The following is a 17,167-nucleotide window of genomic DNA, read 5'->3' as shown; positions in this document are numbered from 1 at the left end:
TGGTTGACCGATCGCCACCGAAGGCTGACGGACGCGCGGTTCAGCCACGGGAGCCTGACCGGTACCGGGCAGTACTACCCTGCCAGCTTCGCCTGCCATGGATGACCGGGGTGCACGAGCTCCAGCCACCCGCCGAGGACGTTCCGCCGCGCCCGGCTCAGCAACGGCAGCACACCGTCGAAATCCGCCTGGTCCTTGGGCCGCGTCGCCTTTGCTTTGAACAGCAGCACCAACTCCGGCACCAGGTAGGGGATCCCGTCCGCTGTCCGTTCGATGATCGCGTCGTACGGCAGCCGCAGACTCGCGTCCCGCCGGCAGATCCACGTCCCGCCCTCGTGCGGCTCACGGAAGACGTCGAACAGGAACCGACCGCTTGCCGGATCCCGCAACCAGGTCTGGTGCGTGGCTGCCAGCGCCTCGGCTCCCGCCCCCGCCCAGACACGCCCCGAACCCACCGCGTCCCACACGTACTCCGGGAAGCGGTTCCGAATCTCCGGGAATCCCGCCGCAGGCACGGCGATCTCCAGATCGCCGTGTGGCCGTGACCGCCTCCCGCGGAACAGATCCAGCGCCCACCCTGCCGCGATGCACCAGGTGGCACCGACCCCGCCCAACCGCTCCGCGACCTGCTCCGGCCGCCATGCGTTCGCCCATCGGGCATCCAACTCGTCCGTATCGAGTACAACACCGCCGGGCGGCAGGGATTCGGTCATCGTGACAACGTACTGCCGCAAGCCGCCCTGGTCGGTCAGTCTTCAGTGGCAGAAACTCGCCTCCGTCAAGCTTCGGTGGCAACCTGCCAAGGTTCGATGGCGCGGGGCACAGGACTTCGGCGCGCCGCTGCGCTGCGCAGGCCGAGAATAGCCGTCGGATGTCGGCCATTGAAGCCGATCAACCAATCGATCAAGGAGTTTGACTGATCGTCAGGTTCGGGCGACGGCAGGGCGGGCGGGCCCCGGGGGCCCGAGCGGCGCCGCCGGCTTCGGCTCCGCCCGGGGGTCCGATCCGGAGCGCGCGCTTCTCCTGTCGGCGGCAGCACCGGGCCGCTAGAGTCGCGTCCATGACAATCATGCCCCCGGCCGACAAACCCGGCCCGGCGGCCCGGTAGCGTCGCCCTGGTCCCGTCCGCCCGCTCCACCCCGACCGGAGGTCGCCCGTGGCCCGGCTCTTCGTCCGCAGCGGCATCAACCCCGACGACCCGGACGCGCCCGTGGTGGCACTGCTCGTCGACCCGGACGGCCCGCCCGGGGAGCAGGCCGTCGCCAAGCTGGGCTGGTACGGGCACGAGGGGGACGGCGCGTTCTTCCTGCTGGCCACCGACGGCTGGGCGGAGCACTCCCTGGACGGCGACCGGCTGACCGTCGCGGTGGCGGCGTACCCGTTCACGCTCCAGCAGATCGGCGCCGACCCGGAGGCCTTCCCGGAGCGCTCGCCCGCGGTGCCCGAGGCCGCGCTGGTACTGCGCGCGGACGCGGCGGTCGACCCGGGGCTGTACGCCCGGGCCGCCGCCGCGACCGCCGTGTTCACTGCCGGCCCGGAGCTCGCGCTGGACGACGTGCTGGCCGGCGAGGACGCCTGGCCGGTCGTCCTCGCCCCGCCGCCGGCCGAGGCCTGAGGCGCCCGGCGCGCGCCGGGCGCTCCGCTACGCCCCGCTGTGCCGGAGCATGTCCTCGCGCTCCACGACCTTGACCCGCTCGCGCCCCTCCGCCGCGCCCAGCGCGCGCTCGGCGGCGTCGAGTTCGTACCAGCCCTGCCAGGTGGTGAACCGCACCCCGCGCTCCCGCAGGTGGGTGACCACGGCCTCCGGCTCGGGCTCGGCGGCGCCGGGCAGCCGGCCCTCGGTGTGGTCGGCGAGCAGGCAGGCGACGGTCTCGTTGGCGTCGCCCTTGGTGTGCCCGATCAGGCCGACCGGCCCGCGCTTGATCCAGCCGGTCACGTAGGTGGCGTCCTGGTGCGAGCCGTCGGCGGCGAGCACCCGGCCGGCCGCGTTCGGGACGGTGCCGGAGACCGGGTCGAAGGGCAGCTTCGGCAGCTCGTCGGAGTAGTAGCCGATCGCACGGTAGACGGACTGGACGTCCCAGTCGGTGAACCGGCCGGTGCCGCGGACGTTGCCGGTGCCGTCGAGCTCGGTGCGCTCGGTGCGCAGCCCGGTCACCCGGCCGTCCTCGCCCAGCACCTCCACCGGGGACTCGAAGAAGTGCAGGTAGAGCCGGTGCGGGCGGTCGCCGACGTCGCGGATGGCCCAGTTCTCGATGGTCGAGGCGACCATGTCGACGTGCTTGGCGCCGCGCCGCTCGGCGATCGAGCCGTCGTCGTACTCGATGTCCTCGGGGTTGACGATCACCTCGATGTTGGGCGAGTGGTCGAGCTCGCGCAGCTCCATCGGGCTGAACTTGGCCTGGGCCGGGCCGCGACGGCCGAAGACGTGGACCTCCAGCGCCCGGTTGCGCTTCAGGCCCTCGTGGACGTTCGGCGGGATCTCGGTGGGCAGCAGCTCGTCGGCGGTCTTGGCGAGGATGCGGGCGACGTCCAGGGCGACGTTGCCGGCGCCGAGCACTGCGACCTTCTCGGCCTCCAGCGGCCAGGTGCGCGGCACGTCCGGGTGGCCGTCGTACCAGGAGACGAAGTCGGCGGCGCCGTAGGAGCCGTCGAGGCCGACACCGGGGATGTCGAGCGAGCGGTCGGCCATCGCGCCGGTGGAGAAGACCACGGCGTCGTAGAACCGGTGCAGGTCGTCCAGGGTGACGTCGGAGGGGTAGTCGACGTTGCCGAACAAACGTATCTGCGGCTTGTCCAGCACCTGGTGGAGCGCGGTGATGATGCCCTTGATCCGCGGGTGGTCGGGCGCGACGCCGTACCGGATCAGCCCGAACGGCGCGGGCATCCGCTCGAAGAGGTCGATGGAGACCCCGGGCTGCTGGGCGGCGTCGGACTTCAGCAGGGCGTCGGCGGCGTAGATGCCGGCGGGGCCGGCGCCGACGATCGCGACGCGGATCGGGCGGGTCATGGCGGGGCGATCCTCCGGAACGGGAACGGACACAACAGGACTGAACATGGCTGAACAGGGCTGAACCCGGTCCGGCCAGGGCGGACGGGGGCGAGGGTCACCCGCTCCCAGCCAACCCGGCCGGACCTCGCCACTGTAGGCGGTGCCCATCTATGGCCCCATAGAGCGAACCTATGGCCGATCCGGGAACAATCGCGTCTCCCCCCGTACGCACAAGGTCCAAAAAGTGACGCCCCGCGGCCGGCCCCGTGCCCTAGCGTTGCCCTCGCACCACGCATGAGGTCTAGACCACAGAGTGGGGAATCATGAACTCGCGCATGAGGAAAGCCCGTTGGACTTCGACCCTGGCGGCCACCGCGGCGCTCCTGCTGGCCGGGGCCGGTGCCGGGGCAGCCGCCGCCGACCCGGCACCGCAGGCCGCCGCCGGCACCGCCGTGGGCTGGCGGGCGCTCGGGCTGGCCGTCGGGCCGGAGGGAACGAAAGCGTACGTGGTGGCGGCCGACCGGGCCGGCGAGCGCACGCCGGTCGTGCTGCGGACCGTCGACCTGCGCAGCGGCGCGGTCGTCGCCGAGCTGCCGCTCGCCGAGGACGGCGCGGCCGGCCGGCCCGTGGTGAGCCAGGACGGCCGCCGGCTCTACGTCGTCGTGGCGGACCGGCTGGTGGCGGTCGACACCGCCGCCGGCACCGTGCTCTCGCGCACCCCGGCACCGGAGCAGGCCCACCCGGCCGGCTGGGCGCCGGGCACGCTCACCGGGCTGGCGGTGAGCCCGGACGGATCGAAGGTCTACGCCGGCCAGAACGGCCCGGCCGGGGACGGACAGGGGGTGCTGCCCGGCCGGGTCCTGGTGTTCGGCGCCGACCGGGGCGCGTTCACCGGCTCGCTGCCGCTGCGCGGCCACGGCGTGAACGGGCTCGCGCTCCAGGCGGGCGGCGCCACCGGCTACGTCGCCACCGACCTCGGCGTCGAGCACCTCGACACCACCACCCCGGTGCCGACCGCCCTGCGCACCGTCGAGCGGCTCGGCGCCGCCACCGAGCTGGCCGCCTCGCCGGACGGCCTGCGGGTGTACGCGCTGGGCGCGCAGGCCTCCGCCGGGACGGGGTACGCCGTCGACACCACCACCGATGTCGCCCGGCCGGTCTTCACCTTCGCGAACGCTCCGGTCGACCTCCACTACGTGGCGGTGAGCCCGGACGGCGGGCGGCTCTACCTGCTCAAGGACAGCTGGACGCCGCAGGCCTCGGTGCTCGCCTACGACACCGCGGGCGACGTGAACCTCCCGGGCGAGACCCGCACCGGCTTCGGCCTGGAGGGCGTGTCGGCCGCGGCGGTCGCCCCGGGCGGCCACGCCCTCCTGCTGGCCGGCATCCGCGGCACCGGCTCGTACCTGACGACCGTCGCGATCTGACCCGCACCGCTCCTCCCGGACCTGGACCCGGCCTCGCCCTGGCCCCGGCTCGGCCCGGCCCGGCCCGGCCCGGGAGGAGCGGACCTCAGTGCCGCCCCTGCACCGCCGGGTCGGTGAAGCCCACCGCGAACACCGTGCGCAGCGAGGCCGTGGTGGTCCCGCTGTACGACGCGCAGACGCCGGAGTCGTCGGCGCCGGTGGCGAAGTGCTTGTCGCCCCTGGGGCGGCAGATGCCCTCGGTCAGTCCCCACAGCTCGTCGACCTGCTCGGTGCCCAGCTTGGGCCAGTAGCTGAGCGCCTGGGGCGAGCCGGCGCCCCAGTTGCCGCCCCAGGCGCTCTCGCTGCCGCAGCCGGTGACCGGGCGGGTGTCGCCGGTCCAGGTGTGCGAGAGCACCGCCGGCTTGGTGCCGCAGCCCTTGGAGAAGGCGAAGTTGACCACGCCCTGGGCGTCGGTCCAGGTCATGCCGCCCTGCAGTCCGCGGTAGGCGGGGGTGGTGAAGGCGTCCTGGACGACGGTGCGCTCGCCCGAGGTGGTGAGCAGGCCGGGGTCGGTGGCCGAGCTCGCCGGGTTGAGCCGGTAGCGGACCACCCGGGAGCCGTAGGTCTCGCCGTACCACTCGCCGGTGACCAGCTTGAAGGTGGAGCCGCCGCCGGTCTTGTCGAGGGCGAGCCAGGAGAAGCAGAGCGAGGCGGGGTCGATCGGCGCGTTCGCGGCGCAGCTGGGCGCCTTCCTCGCCTGGAAGTAGCGGTGCGTCTCGGGCAGCACGTACGGGTAGCCGCAGGCGCTGGACCTGCCGCCGTTCATGCCGTAGGTGCCGACGCCGGAGCCGTAGGTGTCGACCTTGGCGAGCTTGTCGAGGTCGAACACCCGGATGCCGTTGGCGGTGTCCGTGACGTACAGGTGGTTGGCGTACCAGGCGATGCCGCCGCCGTGGCCGGTGACGAAGGTGAAGTCGGAGGCGGTGGCGGAGGTGCCGGTGGGCTCCACCAGGAGGACGTGGCGGTACTTCCCGGTGGCCCGGTCGACGAGGGTGAGCTTCAGCAGGTTGTTGGTCTTGCAGCCGTCGGTGACCGGGTCGTCGGCGTAGGTGGTGTAGTGCCAGGCGACGGCGGTCACGCTGCGGCCCTGGATCGCGCCGTCGCCGCCGTCGGCGGTGCCGGTGGTGCTGAGGCCCTGCGGGTACCAGTGCTGGGTGGTGTCGTCGCCGTAGGCGCTGGACCAGCACCAGGCGGTCTTCTTGTCGACGTCGGCGGGCGGCAGGCCGGCCTGCTCCAGGCCCGCGCAGGGGCGCATCTGCCGCAGGCGGAGCCAACCGTCGTCCTGTCCCGCCGAGTCGGTGGTGTAGTCGGTCGTGACGACGTCGGCCAGGCCGGCGTGCCGGGTGAGCTGGTGGCTGTAGAGGTTGGCGGTGGCGGCCGTGTAGTCGGTGTCGGTCAGCCGGAACTGGTCCGCGCCCGCGGTGAGCGGCTGCACCACGGGCGTCTCGACGGCGGCCGCGGGGCCCGTGGCCGGCCCGGCGAGCACCGCGGTGCAGGCGGCGGCCAGGGCGGCGAGGGCGGCCTTCCACCGTGCCGCGCGGATGCGTGCCATCAGGGGTCCTCCTTGCGCGATGATCGACAACAGCGGGCAGATGATCGCACGCCCACCGGATGTCAGGTACACATCGCGCCCAACCTGCACAGCACCCCCGGATTCACCACCCGCCCCCCGCCGCACCGGCCCACCCCCGCCGCACCGCCGCGCGCCGGCCCGGCCGCGTGACTCAGGAACCGAGCACCGCGCAGGCGGCCGCCTTCTCCACCCCGGCGAACACCTCGTCGACGTCGCGGTGGCCGTACTGGCCGGCCGCCACGACGGCCTGCCGCCGGCCGTCCCCGGTGCCGAGCTGCGGCAATCCCTCCTCCCCGGAGGGGGGTTGCCCCCATCCACGCCGAGGTCACGTCAGACCGCCGACCCGGTCGCGCAGTTGCCTCTTGACGCACCGGCGGATGCCCGATGGGGCAAGCCTGCCGCCCGTTCGTCCGCCCGTCGCGCCGAACGTCCCCGGCCGTCCCGGCCCGGGCTCCGGCGCAGGTCACGGCCGGTCGTCCACCCACCGACGGGGCGTCTGGCGGGGCCGGAGAGACGAGGGTTGACACCACAAGTTGGTCTAGTCCACCGTAGGGGAACACGCGTTTGACGAGGCCGGAACAGTCAGCGGCACCCCTTGCCGGGACGAGCGAGCCACCCTCCCCTCCGCCCGCCCGGACCGCCCGGCCCTCCCCGCCGTGTTCCACGGCGCCCGCCCCTCCGTCCCCGCGGGCCGCCGCACGGCCCCGACCGACGCCCCGACCCGAACTTGGAGTGACCTGATGCCGAAGCCCGACGGGTACCTGTTCCGGGCCGCTTCGGAGCGCCCCTACTTCAGCAACGACGGCGAGTCCTACCTCGCCGCCACCGCGCTGAAGGACATCAGGAAGCAGCGCCCCCTGCGGGTGCTGACCGAGGAGCAGTTCACCTTCTGGCAGACCTACGGCTACGTCGTCGTTCCGCAGGCGATCCCCGCCGAGGCCGCCCGCAGGCTGCTCGACTTCGCCTGGGAGTTCCAGGGACTCGACCCCGAGCGCCCCGAAACCTGGTACGAGGAGCGGGAGTTCCGCGACGAGCTGGACCGGCACCTGCACATCTACGGCTTCGTCGAGGCCTACCAGCACCAGCTCCTCTGGGACAGCCGGCAGGCCCGCCGGGTGTACGACGCCTTCGTCGACGTCTGGGACTGCGAGGAGCTCTGGGTGACCCTCGACCGGCTCAACCTCAACCCGCCGAACGTCGGGAACCGCGACCGCGCGCTGATCGAACCCACCGACGAGGGCTTCGACATCGAGCTGCACTGGGACGTCGACTCCACGGCCGGCATGCTGCCGCAGCGCGTCCAGGGCATCATCGCGCTCAACGACACCGAGCCGGACCACGGCGGCTTCCAGTGCAACCCTGAGCTGTTCCGCCGGTTCAACACCTGGCAGGCCGCCCAGCCGGCCGACCGCGACCCGATCCGCCCGGCCGTCGACCGCGCCGAGTTCCCGGTCGTACGGCCCGAGTTGAAGGCCGGCGACCTGCTGATCTGGAACGGCATGCTGGCCCACGGCGTCACCGCCAACACCTCCGAACGCGGGGTGCGCTCGGTCCAGTACCTGTCGATGATGCCCGCGCTGGAGGAGCACGACGAGCTCCGGGAGTCGCGCATCGAATCCTGGCGTCACCTGTCCACGCCGACCTGGAACCGCACCCTGGTCGGCGACCACCGCGAGCACGAGTCGCTGCGCTACGGCCCGGCCGAACTCACCGGCCTCGGCGCCAGGCTGCTCGGCCTGGAGTCCTGGCACGCCGCCGCCCCGGCCCGCGAGGACGGCGAGGAGTGAACGGGGACACCGCCGTGCGCGACATCTGCCTCGCGCTGCCCACCAACCGGTCCTGCGGGCCGGCCATCGCCGCCGTCGGCGAGGAAGCCGCCTGGGCCGCCCGCGAGTTCGGCGTCCGGGTGCACCTGCTGATCCTCGACTCGGCGGACGCCGCGACCCGCACCGAGCACGCCAAGGCGGTCGCCGACCTGCCCACCGCCCCCGGCGTCCTCGTCCACCACCTCGACGAGGAGCAGCAGCGCGCCTTCCTGCGCGCGGCGATCGACCGGGCCCGCGCCGGGGACCCCGCCCTGGCCGCCGCCGCCGGCGCCGACCGGCTGCTCGCCCTGATGCTGCCGGACACCGTCTCCTACGGCGCCTGCACCAACCGGGCGTTCCTGCTCGCCGCCGCGCTCGGCTGCTCCTCCGTGCACCGCCGCGACTCCGACAGCAGCTACCAGTGGCTGGACGGCGCACCGGTGTTCCCGGTCCACCACGAGCTGCGCTCGATCGGCCGGCGCGCCGCCGACGCCGCGTCCGGCGTCACCCACCCCACCCTCGACCCGGTGCACGCCGAGAAGCCGGTCGCCCTGGTCGGCAGCTCCTTCGTCGGTGAGCTCTCCGTCGACCTCGGGGAGATCCGCGCGCTGGACCCGGCGCTCTACGAGGAGGTCGTGGGCCTGTGGGCGCCCGCCGACCACACCCCCGAGCAGCGCCGCGAGCTGGTCGCGGACTCCTTCGTCGGCAACGGCACCGCCCCCTTCACCCACGACCGCGCGGTGCTCGACCTGCCCGACATCTGGCGGATCGACATGTGCAACATCGCCCTGGACCGCGAGGTGTACGAGCGCGTGCCGCTGCCGCCCGCGACCGACACCATCGGCAGCGACTACCTGCTGCACCACCTGGTGCTGCACGCCGCGCTGCCCGCGGTCACCCACAACCGCAACATCGTCAACCACTACACGCCCGAGCGGCGCACCGACGCCGGGTTCACCGCCTACCAGCTGCGGTTCACCAAGTTCCTGCTGTCGATGCTCTACCTCTACCCGGTCTACGACGCGATGGAGGAGGCCGGCGGGGCGCTGCTGGACGCGGAGCACCACCTCCGGTCCGCCGCGGTGGCCGAGGCCGCCCGCCGGGCGGCCGGCGCGGACCGGGCGGAGAACCACCGCCGGCTGGCCGTCGTCGACCGCGCCTACCGTGAACTCGGCGGCCGGTACGCCGCGTTCGCCGACCACCTGGTACCGCTGCGCGAACGCCTGCTGGACGAGGCGCAGGCGGACATCGAGGCCTTCGCCCTGCTCGTCGACGCCTGGACGCCGCTGGTCCGCGCCGCCCGCGCCACCCCGCTCGACCACCTCGGCCCGGTGCCGGTGGACGGCTCCGCCCCGGTCCGGCCCGACCCCGCCCGGCCCGCCGCCACCCGCCCCGCCGCCGGCCGGAGCGCCCACGATGCCTGACTACGCACGCCTGCGCACCGCCCTGGCCGCCACCGAGGACGACCGGATCGTCTTCGACCTCGACGGCATCGAGGGCCAGTACGACACTCTGCTGCGCGAACTGCCGGGCATCGACGTCCGGTTCGCGATGAAGGCCTGCCCGGTCGACGAGGTGCTCGACTGCCTGGCCGCCCGCGGCGCCGGCTTCGACGCCGCCGGTCCGCAGGAGATCGCCCAGGCGCTGCGCACCGGCGTCCCGGCCGAGCGGATCCACTACGGCAACACCGTCAAGTCCGACCGCCAGATCGCCGAGGCGTACCGGCTCGGGGTGCGCGACTTCGCCACCGACAGCCTCGCCGACGTCGCCGCGATCGCCGAACACGCCCCCGGCGCAAGGGTGTTCTGCCGCCTCGCCACCACCGGCGAGGGCGCCCTGTGGGGGCTGAGCCGCAAGTTCGGCTGCTCGCCCGAGGACGCCGTCCGGGTGCTGACCGCGGCCCGGGACGCCGGACTGGTCCCGGCTGGCCTGTCGGTGCACGTCGGCTCCCAGCAACTCACCTCCGAGGCCTGGCAGGACGCGCTGGAGACGCTCGCCCCGGTGATCGAGGAGGCCGGCCGGCGCGGCATCCCGCTGGACCACGTCAACCTCGGCGGCGGTCTGCCCGCGCTCGGCGTGCTCGACCGGCGCGGCATCCCGCTCGACCCGCCGCTCGACAAGATGTTCGCGGTGCTCCGGGACGGCATGCGGTACCTGCGCGAAGTCTCCTCCGCGCCACTGCGGTTCCTCCTGGAGCCGGGCCGCCACCTGGTCGCCGACCACGGCGCGATCCGGGCCCACGTCGTGCGATTGACGGACCGTCAGCAACTGGACGGGAAGCGGGCCCACTGGCTCTACCTGAGCTGCGGCAAGTTCAACGGCCTGTACGAGATGGACGAGCTGCGCTACCGGCTGGAGTTCCCCACCCACGCCGGAGCCCCGACCGTGCCCGCCGTGATCGCCGGCCCGACCTGCGACAGCGACGACGCCTACGCCGACGAGGGCGCCGGCCTGCCCGTCCCCCGGGACACCGCCTCGGGCGACCCGGTGTGGATCCTCTCCTGCGGCGCCTACGCCACCGCCTACACCACCCGGGGATTCAACGGGTTCCCCCCGCTCCCCTACAGCTGCGTCCGCGCCGATCTCCCGCCCGACGCACCCGGCCCCGAGAGAGAACCGCACCCCGAGAGAGAACCGCAGTAGATGTCCGCACACCCCATCCTCGTCGACGACACCGTGCTCGGCGAGGACCTCCTGGTCCGCCCCGTCGCCGAGCACGACTGGGCCGAGATCGTGCCCCTGGAGGCCCGCGCCTACGCCGAGAGCGGCCTCTCCGAGGGCGGCGAGGCCCTGCGCTCGCGCCACCGGGCCGCCCCCGACTGCTGCTTCACCGTGGAGCACAAGGGCGAGTTCGGCGGCTACCTGCTCGCCCTGCCCTACCCGCTCGGCCACTGCCCCGACCTCGCCCGCGCGGAGTCCCCGGCCACCCGCGCCTCCACCAACCTGCACGCCCACGACCTGGTCGTCACCGAACGGCTGCGCGGCCGCGGCCTCGCCCCCCGGCTGCTCACCTTCCTCGCCGACACCGCCCGCGCCCGCGGCTACGCGACCGTCTCCCTGGTCGCCGTGCGCGGCAGCGAGGTCCTCTGGGCCCCGCTCGGCTACCGCCCCCACCCCGGGGTGGACCTGCCCGCGAGCTACGGCGAGCGCGCCGTCTACATGTCGATGCCGCTCCGCTAGCAGGACACTTCGCCGACCGGCCGCACCACCGACAGGCCCCCACCGTTCCTCCCCCCTTCTTCCCCCACCAACGAATCGGGCTGATGCACATGCTCCGCGTGCGCGATGACTTCCTGCGGGCACACCTGGCCATCGCAGCGCTGTTCTGCTTCCTCGGCTTCCAGTACGCGACCTGGGTCTCCCGCCTCCCCACCCTGAAGACCCGGCTCGGCCTGGACGACGGCCGGATCGGCCTGCTGCTGATGGTCTGCGGCATCGGCGCCGCCGTCTCCTTCCCGCTCGTCGCCTCGGCGATGAAGCGGTTCGGCTCGCGCGCCCTCGCCACCCTCTCGGCGATCGGCCTCGGCCTCGTCCTGGCCGGCCTCACCCTGGCGCCGAACTACCCGGTCCTGCTGGTGGTGGCCTGCCTCGACGGCGTCGCGGTCGGGTTCCTGAACGTCGCGATGAACGCCCAGGGAGCCGCCCTGGAGGTCCGCTTCCAGCGCACCGCGATGTCCAGGCTGCACGCCACCTTCAGCGCCGGCTCCCTGCTCGCGGCCCTGCTCGCCTCCGGCGTCACCGCCGTCACCACCACCCTGTCCGCGCACTTCGCCGTCGCCGTCGCCGTCCTCGCCGTGCTGCTGCTCCTCGCCCAGACCGGCATGCTGGCGGACGAGCCGGCCGCCGCCCCCGCCGAGGCCGGCACGACCGCCGAGGCCGCCGAGACCGCCGCCCCGGCCAAGCGCCGCGGCATCCCGCTCCCCTCCCGGATCACCGTCTGGATGGGCCTCGCGATGGTCTTCGGCACCGTCACCGAGGGCGCCATGAACGACTGGTCCGCCCTCTACCTGGAGAACGTCGTCGAGGCCTCGCACCAGCTGGCCCCGATGGGCATCGCCGTCGTCTCGGTGATGATGGTGCTCGCCCGGCTGTTCGCCGACGGCTGGCGCACCCGCTTCGGCGACGGCCTGATCGTGCGCGTCGGCAGCACGGTGGCCGGGCTCGGCCTGGCACTCGCCCTGCTGGTCGGCGGCGTGGTGCCGACCCTGGTCGGCTTCGCCTGCGTGGGCCTGGGCGTCGCCGCCGTCACCCCGTGCGTCTACGTCGCCGCCGCCCGCCAGGGCTCCGACGCGCTCGCCCTGGTCGCCGCCACCGGCACCACCGGCCTGCTCGCCGGTCCCGCCCTGATCGGCTTCATCGCCGACGCGAGCAGCCTGGTGTGGGGCATGGCCGTGGTCGCCGCCTCGGCGCTGGTCGTCGCCCTCTGCGCCACGCGGATCCGCTGGCCCTCCCTCGACACCGGGACCGACACGGAGACCAGCACCGCGACCGACACCGCCCCCGGCACCACCGAGGACGCCGCGCCCACCGCGCCCACGGACCCCGCCCTCAGCGAGGCCTGAGCCCGCCCCGCCTCCGGCGCCCCCGCGACCGACCGCGCGGGGGTGCCGCCCGCTCCCCCGAAAACCCGTCGCCCACCCGTCACCGCGCGGCATACGCTCGCCGGATGACCACCCGCACCTTCCGGATCACCGTCCGCGGCGTCTTCGACGGCCTCACCCCCGAGCAGCACGCCGAACTGCGGTCCCGCGCCGCCGGGCACGACATCCTCTTCGCCGCCTTCACCCCCGAGGGCCACCTCAGCTACGACCTGAGCGCCCGCGCCGTCTTCACCTTCCGCTACCAGGACACCGGCGAGGCCGAGGAGGACATCCTCGACGCCACCGAGCGCGCCGAGAGCGCCGCCCGCGGCTGGCTCGACGAACGCGGCTACGGCTACAAGAACCTCCGTTCCCAGGCCGAGGACCTCTCCCAGGCCCCGCTCGGCAAGCGTCAGCGCCGCGCCGCCCGCGAGGTCTGAGCCCACCCGGGCCCCCCGGCTCCCGAGGCCCCGGAGGCCGCGATGAACCCGCCGAGCCCGCACAGCCCGCCGAATCCGCACAGGCCGCCGAATCCGCAGGCCGGCCCGGCCCCGCTCGCCACCGAGCTGCTCGGCCACCCGCCGGGCACCCGCCTGCCGCTCCTCAACTGCGACGACTTCGGACTCGACGAGGACGTCAACCTCGCCGTCGTCGAGGCGGTCGAACACGGCGTCGCCGCCTCCTGCAGCCTGATGACCTGCTGCCCGGGATCCGCGCACGCGCTGCGCCTGCTGCGCGAGCGGCCCGGGCTGCCGTTCGGGATCCACCTCACCCTGGTCTGCGACACCGACGCGCCCGGCCCGCGGTGGGGCCCGGTCGCCCCGGCCGCCGCCGTGCCCTCGCTGCTCGACGCGACCGGCCGCCTGCTGCCCGCCACCCCCGACGGCCGGGCCCGGCTGCTCGACCGGGCCCGGCCGGCCGAGGTGGAACGGGAGTTCCGCGCCCAGATCGAGGCCGCCACCGGCCCGGGGCTGCATCCGACCCACCTCGACTTCCACTGCCTGGCCGACGCCGCCGCCCGGACCTCCTCGACCTCGCGCTCGCACTCGGCGCCGAGTACGGCCTGGCCGTCCGGGTCTGGCTCGCGCCCGCCCTGGAACGCCTGCGCGCCCGGGGGCTGCCGGTGGTCGACCACCCCTTCCTGGACAGCTTCACCGTCCCGCTGGACGACAAGCCCGCCCACTACGCCCGGCTGCTCGCCGCCCTCCCGCCGGGCCTGAGCGAGTGGGCCGTCCACCCCGGCCTCGCCACCCCCACCACCCGCCCCGGCGACGACGACCGGCGGGTGCGCCGCTCCGACCACGCCTTCCTGGTCGACCCGCGCACCCGCGAGCTGCTCGCCGAGCACGGCATCACGGTGACCGACTACCGCCCGCTGCAGGCCCACTGGCCCCGGCCGGCCGACCGCGACACCACGCCGGCCGTGTCCGATTCCTTCAATACCGCCGCCCCGGCGCCGCCTACGGTCGAGCCATGACCCGCACCACACGCCTCACCGACACCCGGCTCGACGCCGCCGCGCGCTTCCTCTGGACCTCCGGGCGCGTCCTCGAACAACGCCGCTTCGCCCACCTGTTCGGCCCCCGGCCCGATCCCGTCGGCGTCCTCGCCGCCCTGGGCGCCCACTGCGCCCCCGACGGCGGATTCGCCTACGGCCTCGAACCGGACGTCCGGGGACCGGCCCCCCAGCCCATCGCCGTCCCGGCCGCACTGCTCGCCCTGGAGGAGGCCGGGGCCCTGGACGCGGCCCGTGCCCTGCCCGTCTGCACATGGCTGGCCGAGGTCGCCGCACCCGACGGCGGCGTGCCCGTCGTCCTGCCGAGCCTGCGGCCCTATCCGCGCCCGCCGTTCATTCCGGTGCCCGAGGTGGGCGCGGAACCGGTCGGCGAACTGCTGAGCACCGGGCAGATCGTCGCCCCGCTGCTGCGCCAGGGCATCGAACACCCGTGGCTCACCGCCGCCACCGCGTTCTGCCGCGCCGCCGTCGAGAACCTGGGCGAGACACATCCCTACGAGGCCGGCGCCGCGCTGCGCTTCCTCGACGCCGTCCCGGACACCGCCTGGGCCCGCAAGGCCGCGGCCCGCCTCGGCGAACTCGTCCGCGAGCAGCGGATCGTGCTGCTCGACCCGGACCGGCCGGAGGAGGCGCAGCTCTCCCCGGGCTACGCGCCGGGCGAGTACCACCTGCCGCACGACTACGCCCGGGCACCCGGCAGCCTGGCCCGCGGCTGGTTCACCGACCGGGAGCTGGCCCGTGGCCTCGACCACCTCGCCGCCGCCCAGCAGCCGGACGGCGGCTGGCCGATCCACTGGGCGCGCTGGTCGCCGTTCACCGAGTCCGAGGCCCGCCCCGGCGTGACCCTCCAGGCGCTGCTGGTCCTCCGCGCCTACGACGCCGCGCCGGAGTCCTGACCCACCGCCCCACCCGGCCGGGCCGTGCGGCCCAGCAGCACCGTCGGCGGCACCCCCGCCCACCGGCGCACCTCCCTGGTGAGGTGCGCCTGGTCGGCGTACCCGGCGCGCACCGCCACCTCCGCCAGCCCGCTCCCCGCACCGGCGCCGTACCCGGCCGCGCACCGATCCGCACACGCGCCCCGCTCCCGTTCCCGTTCCCCGGCCACGCCCCCGTCCCCGGCCACGGCCCCGTCCCGGTCCGCGCGCGCGAAGGCCAAGGCCCGCTGGAAGCGCAGCACGGCGTGCAGGGTCTTCGGCCCGTAGCCGACCGCGTCGGTCACCCGACGGCGCAGCTGCCGCTCCGAGAGCCCCAGTTCCGCCGCCAGCTCCGGCACCCGCGCCCCCTGCGCCCGCCCCAGGGCGGCCACCGCCCGCTCGACCACCCGGTCCGGCGGCCGGCCGGGCGCCAGCGAGGCCGCGAAGGCGTCCAGCTCCGCCGCCGCCTCCCGCAGTCCGGGCGCCCGGGCCAGCCGCTCCCCGAGCCGCTCGGCCGTCGCCGCACCGGCCAGTTCGGCCAGCGGGACCTGGCGGTCGCACAGCTCCCGGACCGGCACCTCCCCCAGCAGCAGGCCCCCCGCCCCTGGCCGTAGCCGCAGCCCGGCCAGCTCCGCCCCGCTGCGCACCGGGACGCTGCGCGGCGCGTTGTCGGGGCCGACCACCTCCAGCCCCGCCTCCGACCACACCAGGTCCACGCACCCGTCCGGCACGACGAGCTGGCCGTACTCCGCTCCCCCGGCGTTGCGCCGTGTCCAGAGGCAGGCCACCTGCCGCCCCGGCGCGAGGGCCGGGCGCCATTCCGTGTACGCGCGGGAGCTCACCACCGCGCTCCGGATCGCACGACGCGCCGCGCGCCGCCCCGAGCCGGGCGCACTCCGGCGCCAGGGCGCCGACCCGTGCCACCCGACCGCACCGGCCGGCGCACGCCGTCGGCCACCGGGAAGGTCGGCACACGGCCTCCTTGGCAGGCATCCACCAACATGTCATTGTCAATCATCACGTCAGATCCTTTACTCCCCAGGGGAGTTCTGGCGATCGACGCTAGATGCCGAGTCGTCATGCGCTCCCGCGAAAAGCCAGGTCAGCACACTTTTCACTTCCGGTCATCCCCCACCCCCGCACCCCCACACCCCCACCCAGCCGACCGACCACCAGCGGAGAACCCCATGCCGGACCTCGATCTCAACCTGCTCGTCGCCCTGGACGCCCTGCTGGAGGAGGGCAGCGTGACCGGTGCCGCCGAACGGCTGCACACCTCGGCCCCGGCGATGAGCCGCACGCTCGGACGGCTGCGCCGGGTGCTCGGCGACCCGCTCCTGGTCCGCGCCGGGCGCGGGCTGGTGCCGACGCCGCGCGCGGTGGAGCTGCGCGCCGAGGTCCGCGCCCTGGTCAGCCGGGGCCAGGCGCTGCTGATACCGCCCCCCGCCGCCGAACCGGCCGGGCTCAGCCGCCGCTTCACCCTCCAGACCGGCGACGTCCTGCTGACCACGATCGGCGCCGCCCTGCTGGCGACGGTCCGCGCGCAGGCCCCGGCGGTGACCCTGCGCTTCCTCGGGGACGACCTGGAGGGCACCAGCGCGATGCGCGACGGCGTGATCGACCTGGAGGTCGGTGTCACCGACCACCTGGACCCGGAGACCCGCACCGAGCCGCTCACCACCACCCGCCTGGTGGGCATCACCCGCGCCGGACACCCGCTGGCCGTCAGCGGCCCGCCGACCGCCGAGGAGTTCGCCGCCGCCGACCACCTCACGGTCTCCCGGCACGGCCGGGGCCCCGGCCAGGTGGACCAGCGCCTCGCCCAACTCGGCCTCACCCGAAGGGTGGTGGCCACCGTGCCGAGCTACCCGGCGGCGCTCTTCCTGCTCCGCGACACCGACCTCGTCGGCCTCGCCCCGGCCCGCCTGGGCACCCCGGCGGCCGAGGCCCTCGGCCTGGCCACCTTCGCGCTCCCGGTCGACCTGCCCGACGTGGTGCTCAGCATGGCCTGGCACCCGCGCAACGACCAGGACGCCGGCCACCGCTGGCTGCGCGACCTGGTCCGCGGCGTCGTCACCGCCCACGGCGGCACCCACCGCGCTCTTGCGGGCTTCCCCCTGCCCGCGCCCCCGCGCCCGGCCCCGCACCCCGCCCTGACCGCCCACTGACCCGCACCCGAAGCGCACCGACGGCGCACCGGACTACCCACCGACGGCTCGCCGGCAGCACGGCGGCGGGGCCGCGCGGGGCCCCCGCGGCGGCGCGGCCCCCCCCCCCCCCGACAGCCCCGCCCGCGGCCCGCGGGCGACGCACCACCCCCCACG

16 protein-coding genes and 1 pseudogene are annotated in these 17,167 nt (G+C 74.8%); 12 read left to right on the top strand and 5 right to left on the bottom strand.

Annotated features, from left to right (window positions below; genetic code table 11):
* Positions 1 to 74 precede the first annotated feature (74 nt).
* Positions 75 to 713, bottom strand: a complete 639-nt coding sequence (locus tag ABT238_RS22165; RefSeq protein WP_350566954.1) for a nucleotidyltransferase domain-containing protein — start codon at positions 711 to 713, stop codon at positions 75 to 77.
* Positions 714 to 1,156: 443 nt separating this feature from the next.
* Here ABT238_RS22165 and ABT238_RS22160 point away from each other — a divergent pair, with 443 nt between their 5' ends.
* Positions 1,157 to 1,615 (top strand): hypothetical protein, encoded by a 459-nt coding sequence (locus tag ABT238_RS22160; protein WP_350566952.1) that lies wholly within the window; start codon positions 1,157 to 1,159, stop codon positions 1,613 to 1,615.
* Positions 1,616 to 1,642: 27 nt separating this feature from the next.
* On the opposite strand, the gene ABT238_RS22155 is transcribed toward ABT238_RS22160, so the two are convergent.
* The gene (locus tag ABT238_RS22155) at positions 1,643 to 3,007 is read right to left on the bottom strand and encodes an FAD-dependent oxidoreductase (protein WP_350779219.1); all 1,365 of its coding nucleotides are present in this window, start codon (positions 3,005 to 3,007) and stop codon (positions 1,643 to 1,645) included.
* A gap of 317 nt (positions 3,008 to 3,324) precedes the next feature.
* Here ABT238_RS22155 and ABT238_RS22150 point away from each other — a divergent pair, with 317 nt between their 5' ends.
* On the top strand, positions 3,325 to 4,416 hold the full coding sequence (locus ABT238_RS22150) for a hypothetical protein (protein WP_350779193.1): 1,092 nt from the start codon (positions 3,325 to 3,327) through the stop codon (positions 4,414 to 4,416).
* A gap of 85 nt (positions 4,417 to 4,501) precedes the next feature.
* On the opposite strand, the gene ABT238_RS22145 is transcribed toward ABT238_RS22150, so the two are convergent.
* Together ABT238_RS22145 and ABT238_RS22140 are read right to left on the bottom strand one after the other, a co-directional pair.
* A complete protein-coding gene (locus ABT238_RS22145) occupies positions 4,502 to 6,007 on the bottom strand; it encodes a hypothetical protein (protein WP_350779174.1) in 1,506 nt (501 codons plus the stop codon).
* 172 nt (positions 6,008 to 6,179) lie between these two features.
* Positions 6,180 to 6,311, bottom strand: a complete 132-nt coding sequence (locus ABT238_RS22140; protein WP_350566941.1) for a hypothetical protein — start codon at positions 6,309 to 6,311, stop codon at positions 6,180 to 6,182.
* A gap of 457 nt (positions 6,312 to 6,768) precedes the next feature.
* Here ABT238_RS22140 and ABT238_RS22135 point away from each other — a divergent pair, with 457 nt between their 5' ends.
* The 9 genes and pseudogenes from ABT238_RS22135 to ABT238_RS22095 all read left to right on the top strand — a co-directional run bounded on the left by ABT238_RS22135 (position 6,769) and on the right by ABT238_RS22095 (position 14,825).
* Positions 6,769 to 7,815, top strand: a complete 1,047-nt coding sequence (locus ABT238_RS22135; RefSeq protein WP_350779141.1) for a phytanoyl-CoA dioxygenase family protein — start codon at positions 6,769 to 6,771, stop codon at positions 7,813 to 7,815.
* 14 nt (positions 7,816 to 7,829) lie between these two features.
* On the top strand, positions 7,830 to 9,257 hold the full coding sequence (locus ABT238_RS22130) for a DUF6271 family protein (RefSeq protein ID WP_350781085.1): 1,428 nt from the start codon (positions 7,830 to 7,832) through the stop codon (positions 9,255 to 9,257).
* The gene (locus ABT238_RS22125) at positions 9,250 to 10,476 is read left to right on the top strand and encodes a type III PLP-dependent enzyme (RefSeq protein ID WP_350779103.1); all 1,227 of its coding nucleotides are present in this window, start codon (positions 9,250 to 9,252) and stop codon (positions 10,474 to 10,476) included. The genes ABT238_RS22130 and ABT238_RS22125 overlap by 8 nt, the downstream gene beginning before the upstream one ends.
* Complete coding sequence (locus ABT238_RS22120; RefSeq protein WP_350566934.1) at positions 10,477 to 11,013, top strand: GNAT family N-acetyltransferase; 537 nt, start codon at positions 10,477 to 10,479, stop codon at positions 11,011 to 11,013.
* Positions 11,014 to 11,102: 89 nt separating this feature from the next.
* Positions 11,103 to 12,395, top strand: coding sequence for an MFS transporter (locus ABT238_RS22115; RefSeq protein ID WP_350781053.1), 1,293 nt, complete (start codon positions 11,103 to 11,105; stop codon positions 12,393 to 12,395).
* 104 nt (positions 12,396 to 12,499) lie between these two features.
* Positions 12,500 to 12,853 (top strand): DUF6204 family protein, encoded by a 354-nt coding sequence (locus ABT238_RS22110; RefSeq protein ID WP_350779053.1) that lies wholly within the window; start codon positions 12,500 to 12,502, stop codon positions 12,851 to 12,853.
* Positions 12,854 to 12,895: 42 nt separating this feature from the next.
* Positions 12,896 to 13,357, top strand: a pseudogene (locus ABT238_RS22105) (ChbG/HpnK family deacetylase); the annotation flags it as partial.
* A gap of 53 nt (positions 13,358 to 13,410) precedes the next feature.
* On the top strand, positions 13,411 to 13,890 hold the full coding sequence (locus ABT238_RS22100; RefSeq protein ID WP_350781021.1) for a ChbG/HpnK family deacetylase: 480 nt from the start codon (positions 13,411 to 13,413) through the stop codon (positions 13,888 to 13,890).
* Entirely contained in the window at positions 13,887 to 14,825 is a 939-nt protein-coding gene (locus ABT238_RS22095; protein WP_350779014.1) for a hypothetical protein, read from the top strand. The genes ABT238_RS22100 and ABT238_RS22095 overlap by 4 nt, the downstream gene beginning before the upstream one ends.
* Here ABT238_RS22095 and ABT238_RS22090 read toward each other — a convergent pair.
* Entirely contained in the window at positions 14,801 to 15,685 is an 885-nt protein-coding gene (locus ABT238_RS22090; RefSeq protein ID WP_350778984.1) for a DUF6597 domain-containing transcriptional factor, read from the bottom strand. The genes ABT238_RS22095 and ABT238_RS22090 overlap by 25 nt on opposite strands.
* Positions 15,686 to 16,030: 345 nt before the next feature.
* On the opposite strand from ABT238_RS22090, the gene ABT238_RS22085 reads away from it, so the two are divergent.
* On the top strand, positions 16,031 to 17,011 hold the full coding sequence (locus ABT238_RS22085) for a LysR family transcriptional regulator (RefSeq protein ID WP_350778946.1): 981 nt from the start codon (positions 16,031 to 16,033) through the stop codon (positions 17,009 to 17,011).
* The last annotated feature ends 156 nt before the right edge of the window (positions 17,012 to 17,167 follow it).

It is taken from the genome of Kitasatospora sp. NPDC001527 (assembly GCF_040298605.1).
Lineage (GTDB): Bacteria > Actinomycetota > Actinomycetes > Streptomycetales > Streptomycetaceae > Kitasatospora.
Note: the sequence above shows the minus strand (reverse complement) of the source record. Positions and strands in the feature narration are given on the sequence as shown.

Bases quoted from the DNA above. Each gene is read 5' to 3' on its own strand.
- ABT238_RS22165 (WP_350566954.1), bottom strand. From the start codon at position 713: ATGACCGAATCCCTGCCGCCCGGCGGTGTTGTACTCGATACGGACGAG.
- ABT238_RS22155 (WP_350779219.1), bottom strand. From the start codon at position 3,007: ATGACCCGCCCGATCCGCGTCGCGATCGTCGGCGCCGGCCCCGCCGGC.
- ABT238_RS22150 (WP_350779193.1), top strand. From the start codon at position 3,325: ATGAGGAAAGCCCGTTGGACTTCGACCCTGGCGGCCACCGCGGCGCTC.
- ABT238_RS22145 (WP_350779174.1), bottom strand. From the start codon at position 6,007: ATGGCACGCATCCGCGCGGCACGGTGGAAGGCCGCCCTCGCCGCCCTG.
- ABT238_RS22135 (WP_350779141.1), top strand. From the start codon at position 6,769: ATGCCGAAGCCCGACGGGTACCTGTTCCGGGCCGCTTCGGAGCGCCCC.
- ABT238_RS22125 (WP_350779103.1), top strand. From the start codon at position 9,250: ATGCCTGACTACGCACGCCTGCGCACCGCCCTGGCCGCCACCGAGGAC.
- ABT238_RS22120 (WP_350566934.1), top strand. From the start codon at position 10,477: ATGTCCGCACACCCCATCCTCGTCGACGACACCGTGCTCGGCGAGGAC.
- ABT238_RS22115 (WP_350781053.1), top strand. From the start codon at position 11,103: ATGCTCCGCGTGCGCGATGACTTCCTGCGGGCACACCTGGCCATCGCA.
- ABT238_RS22110 (WP_350779053.1), top strand. From the start codon at position 12,500: ATGACCACCCGCACCTTCCGGATCACCGTCCGCGGCGTCTTCGACGGC.
- ABT238_RS22095 (WP_350779014.1), top strand. From the start codon at position 13,887: ATGACCCGCACCACACGCCTCACCGACACCCGGCTCGACGCCGCCGCG.
- ABT238_RS22085 (WP_350778946.1), top strand. From the start codon at position 16,031: ATGCCGGACCTCGATCTCAACCTGCTCGTCGCCCTGGACGCCCTGCTG.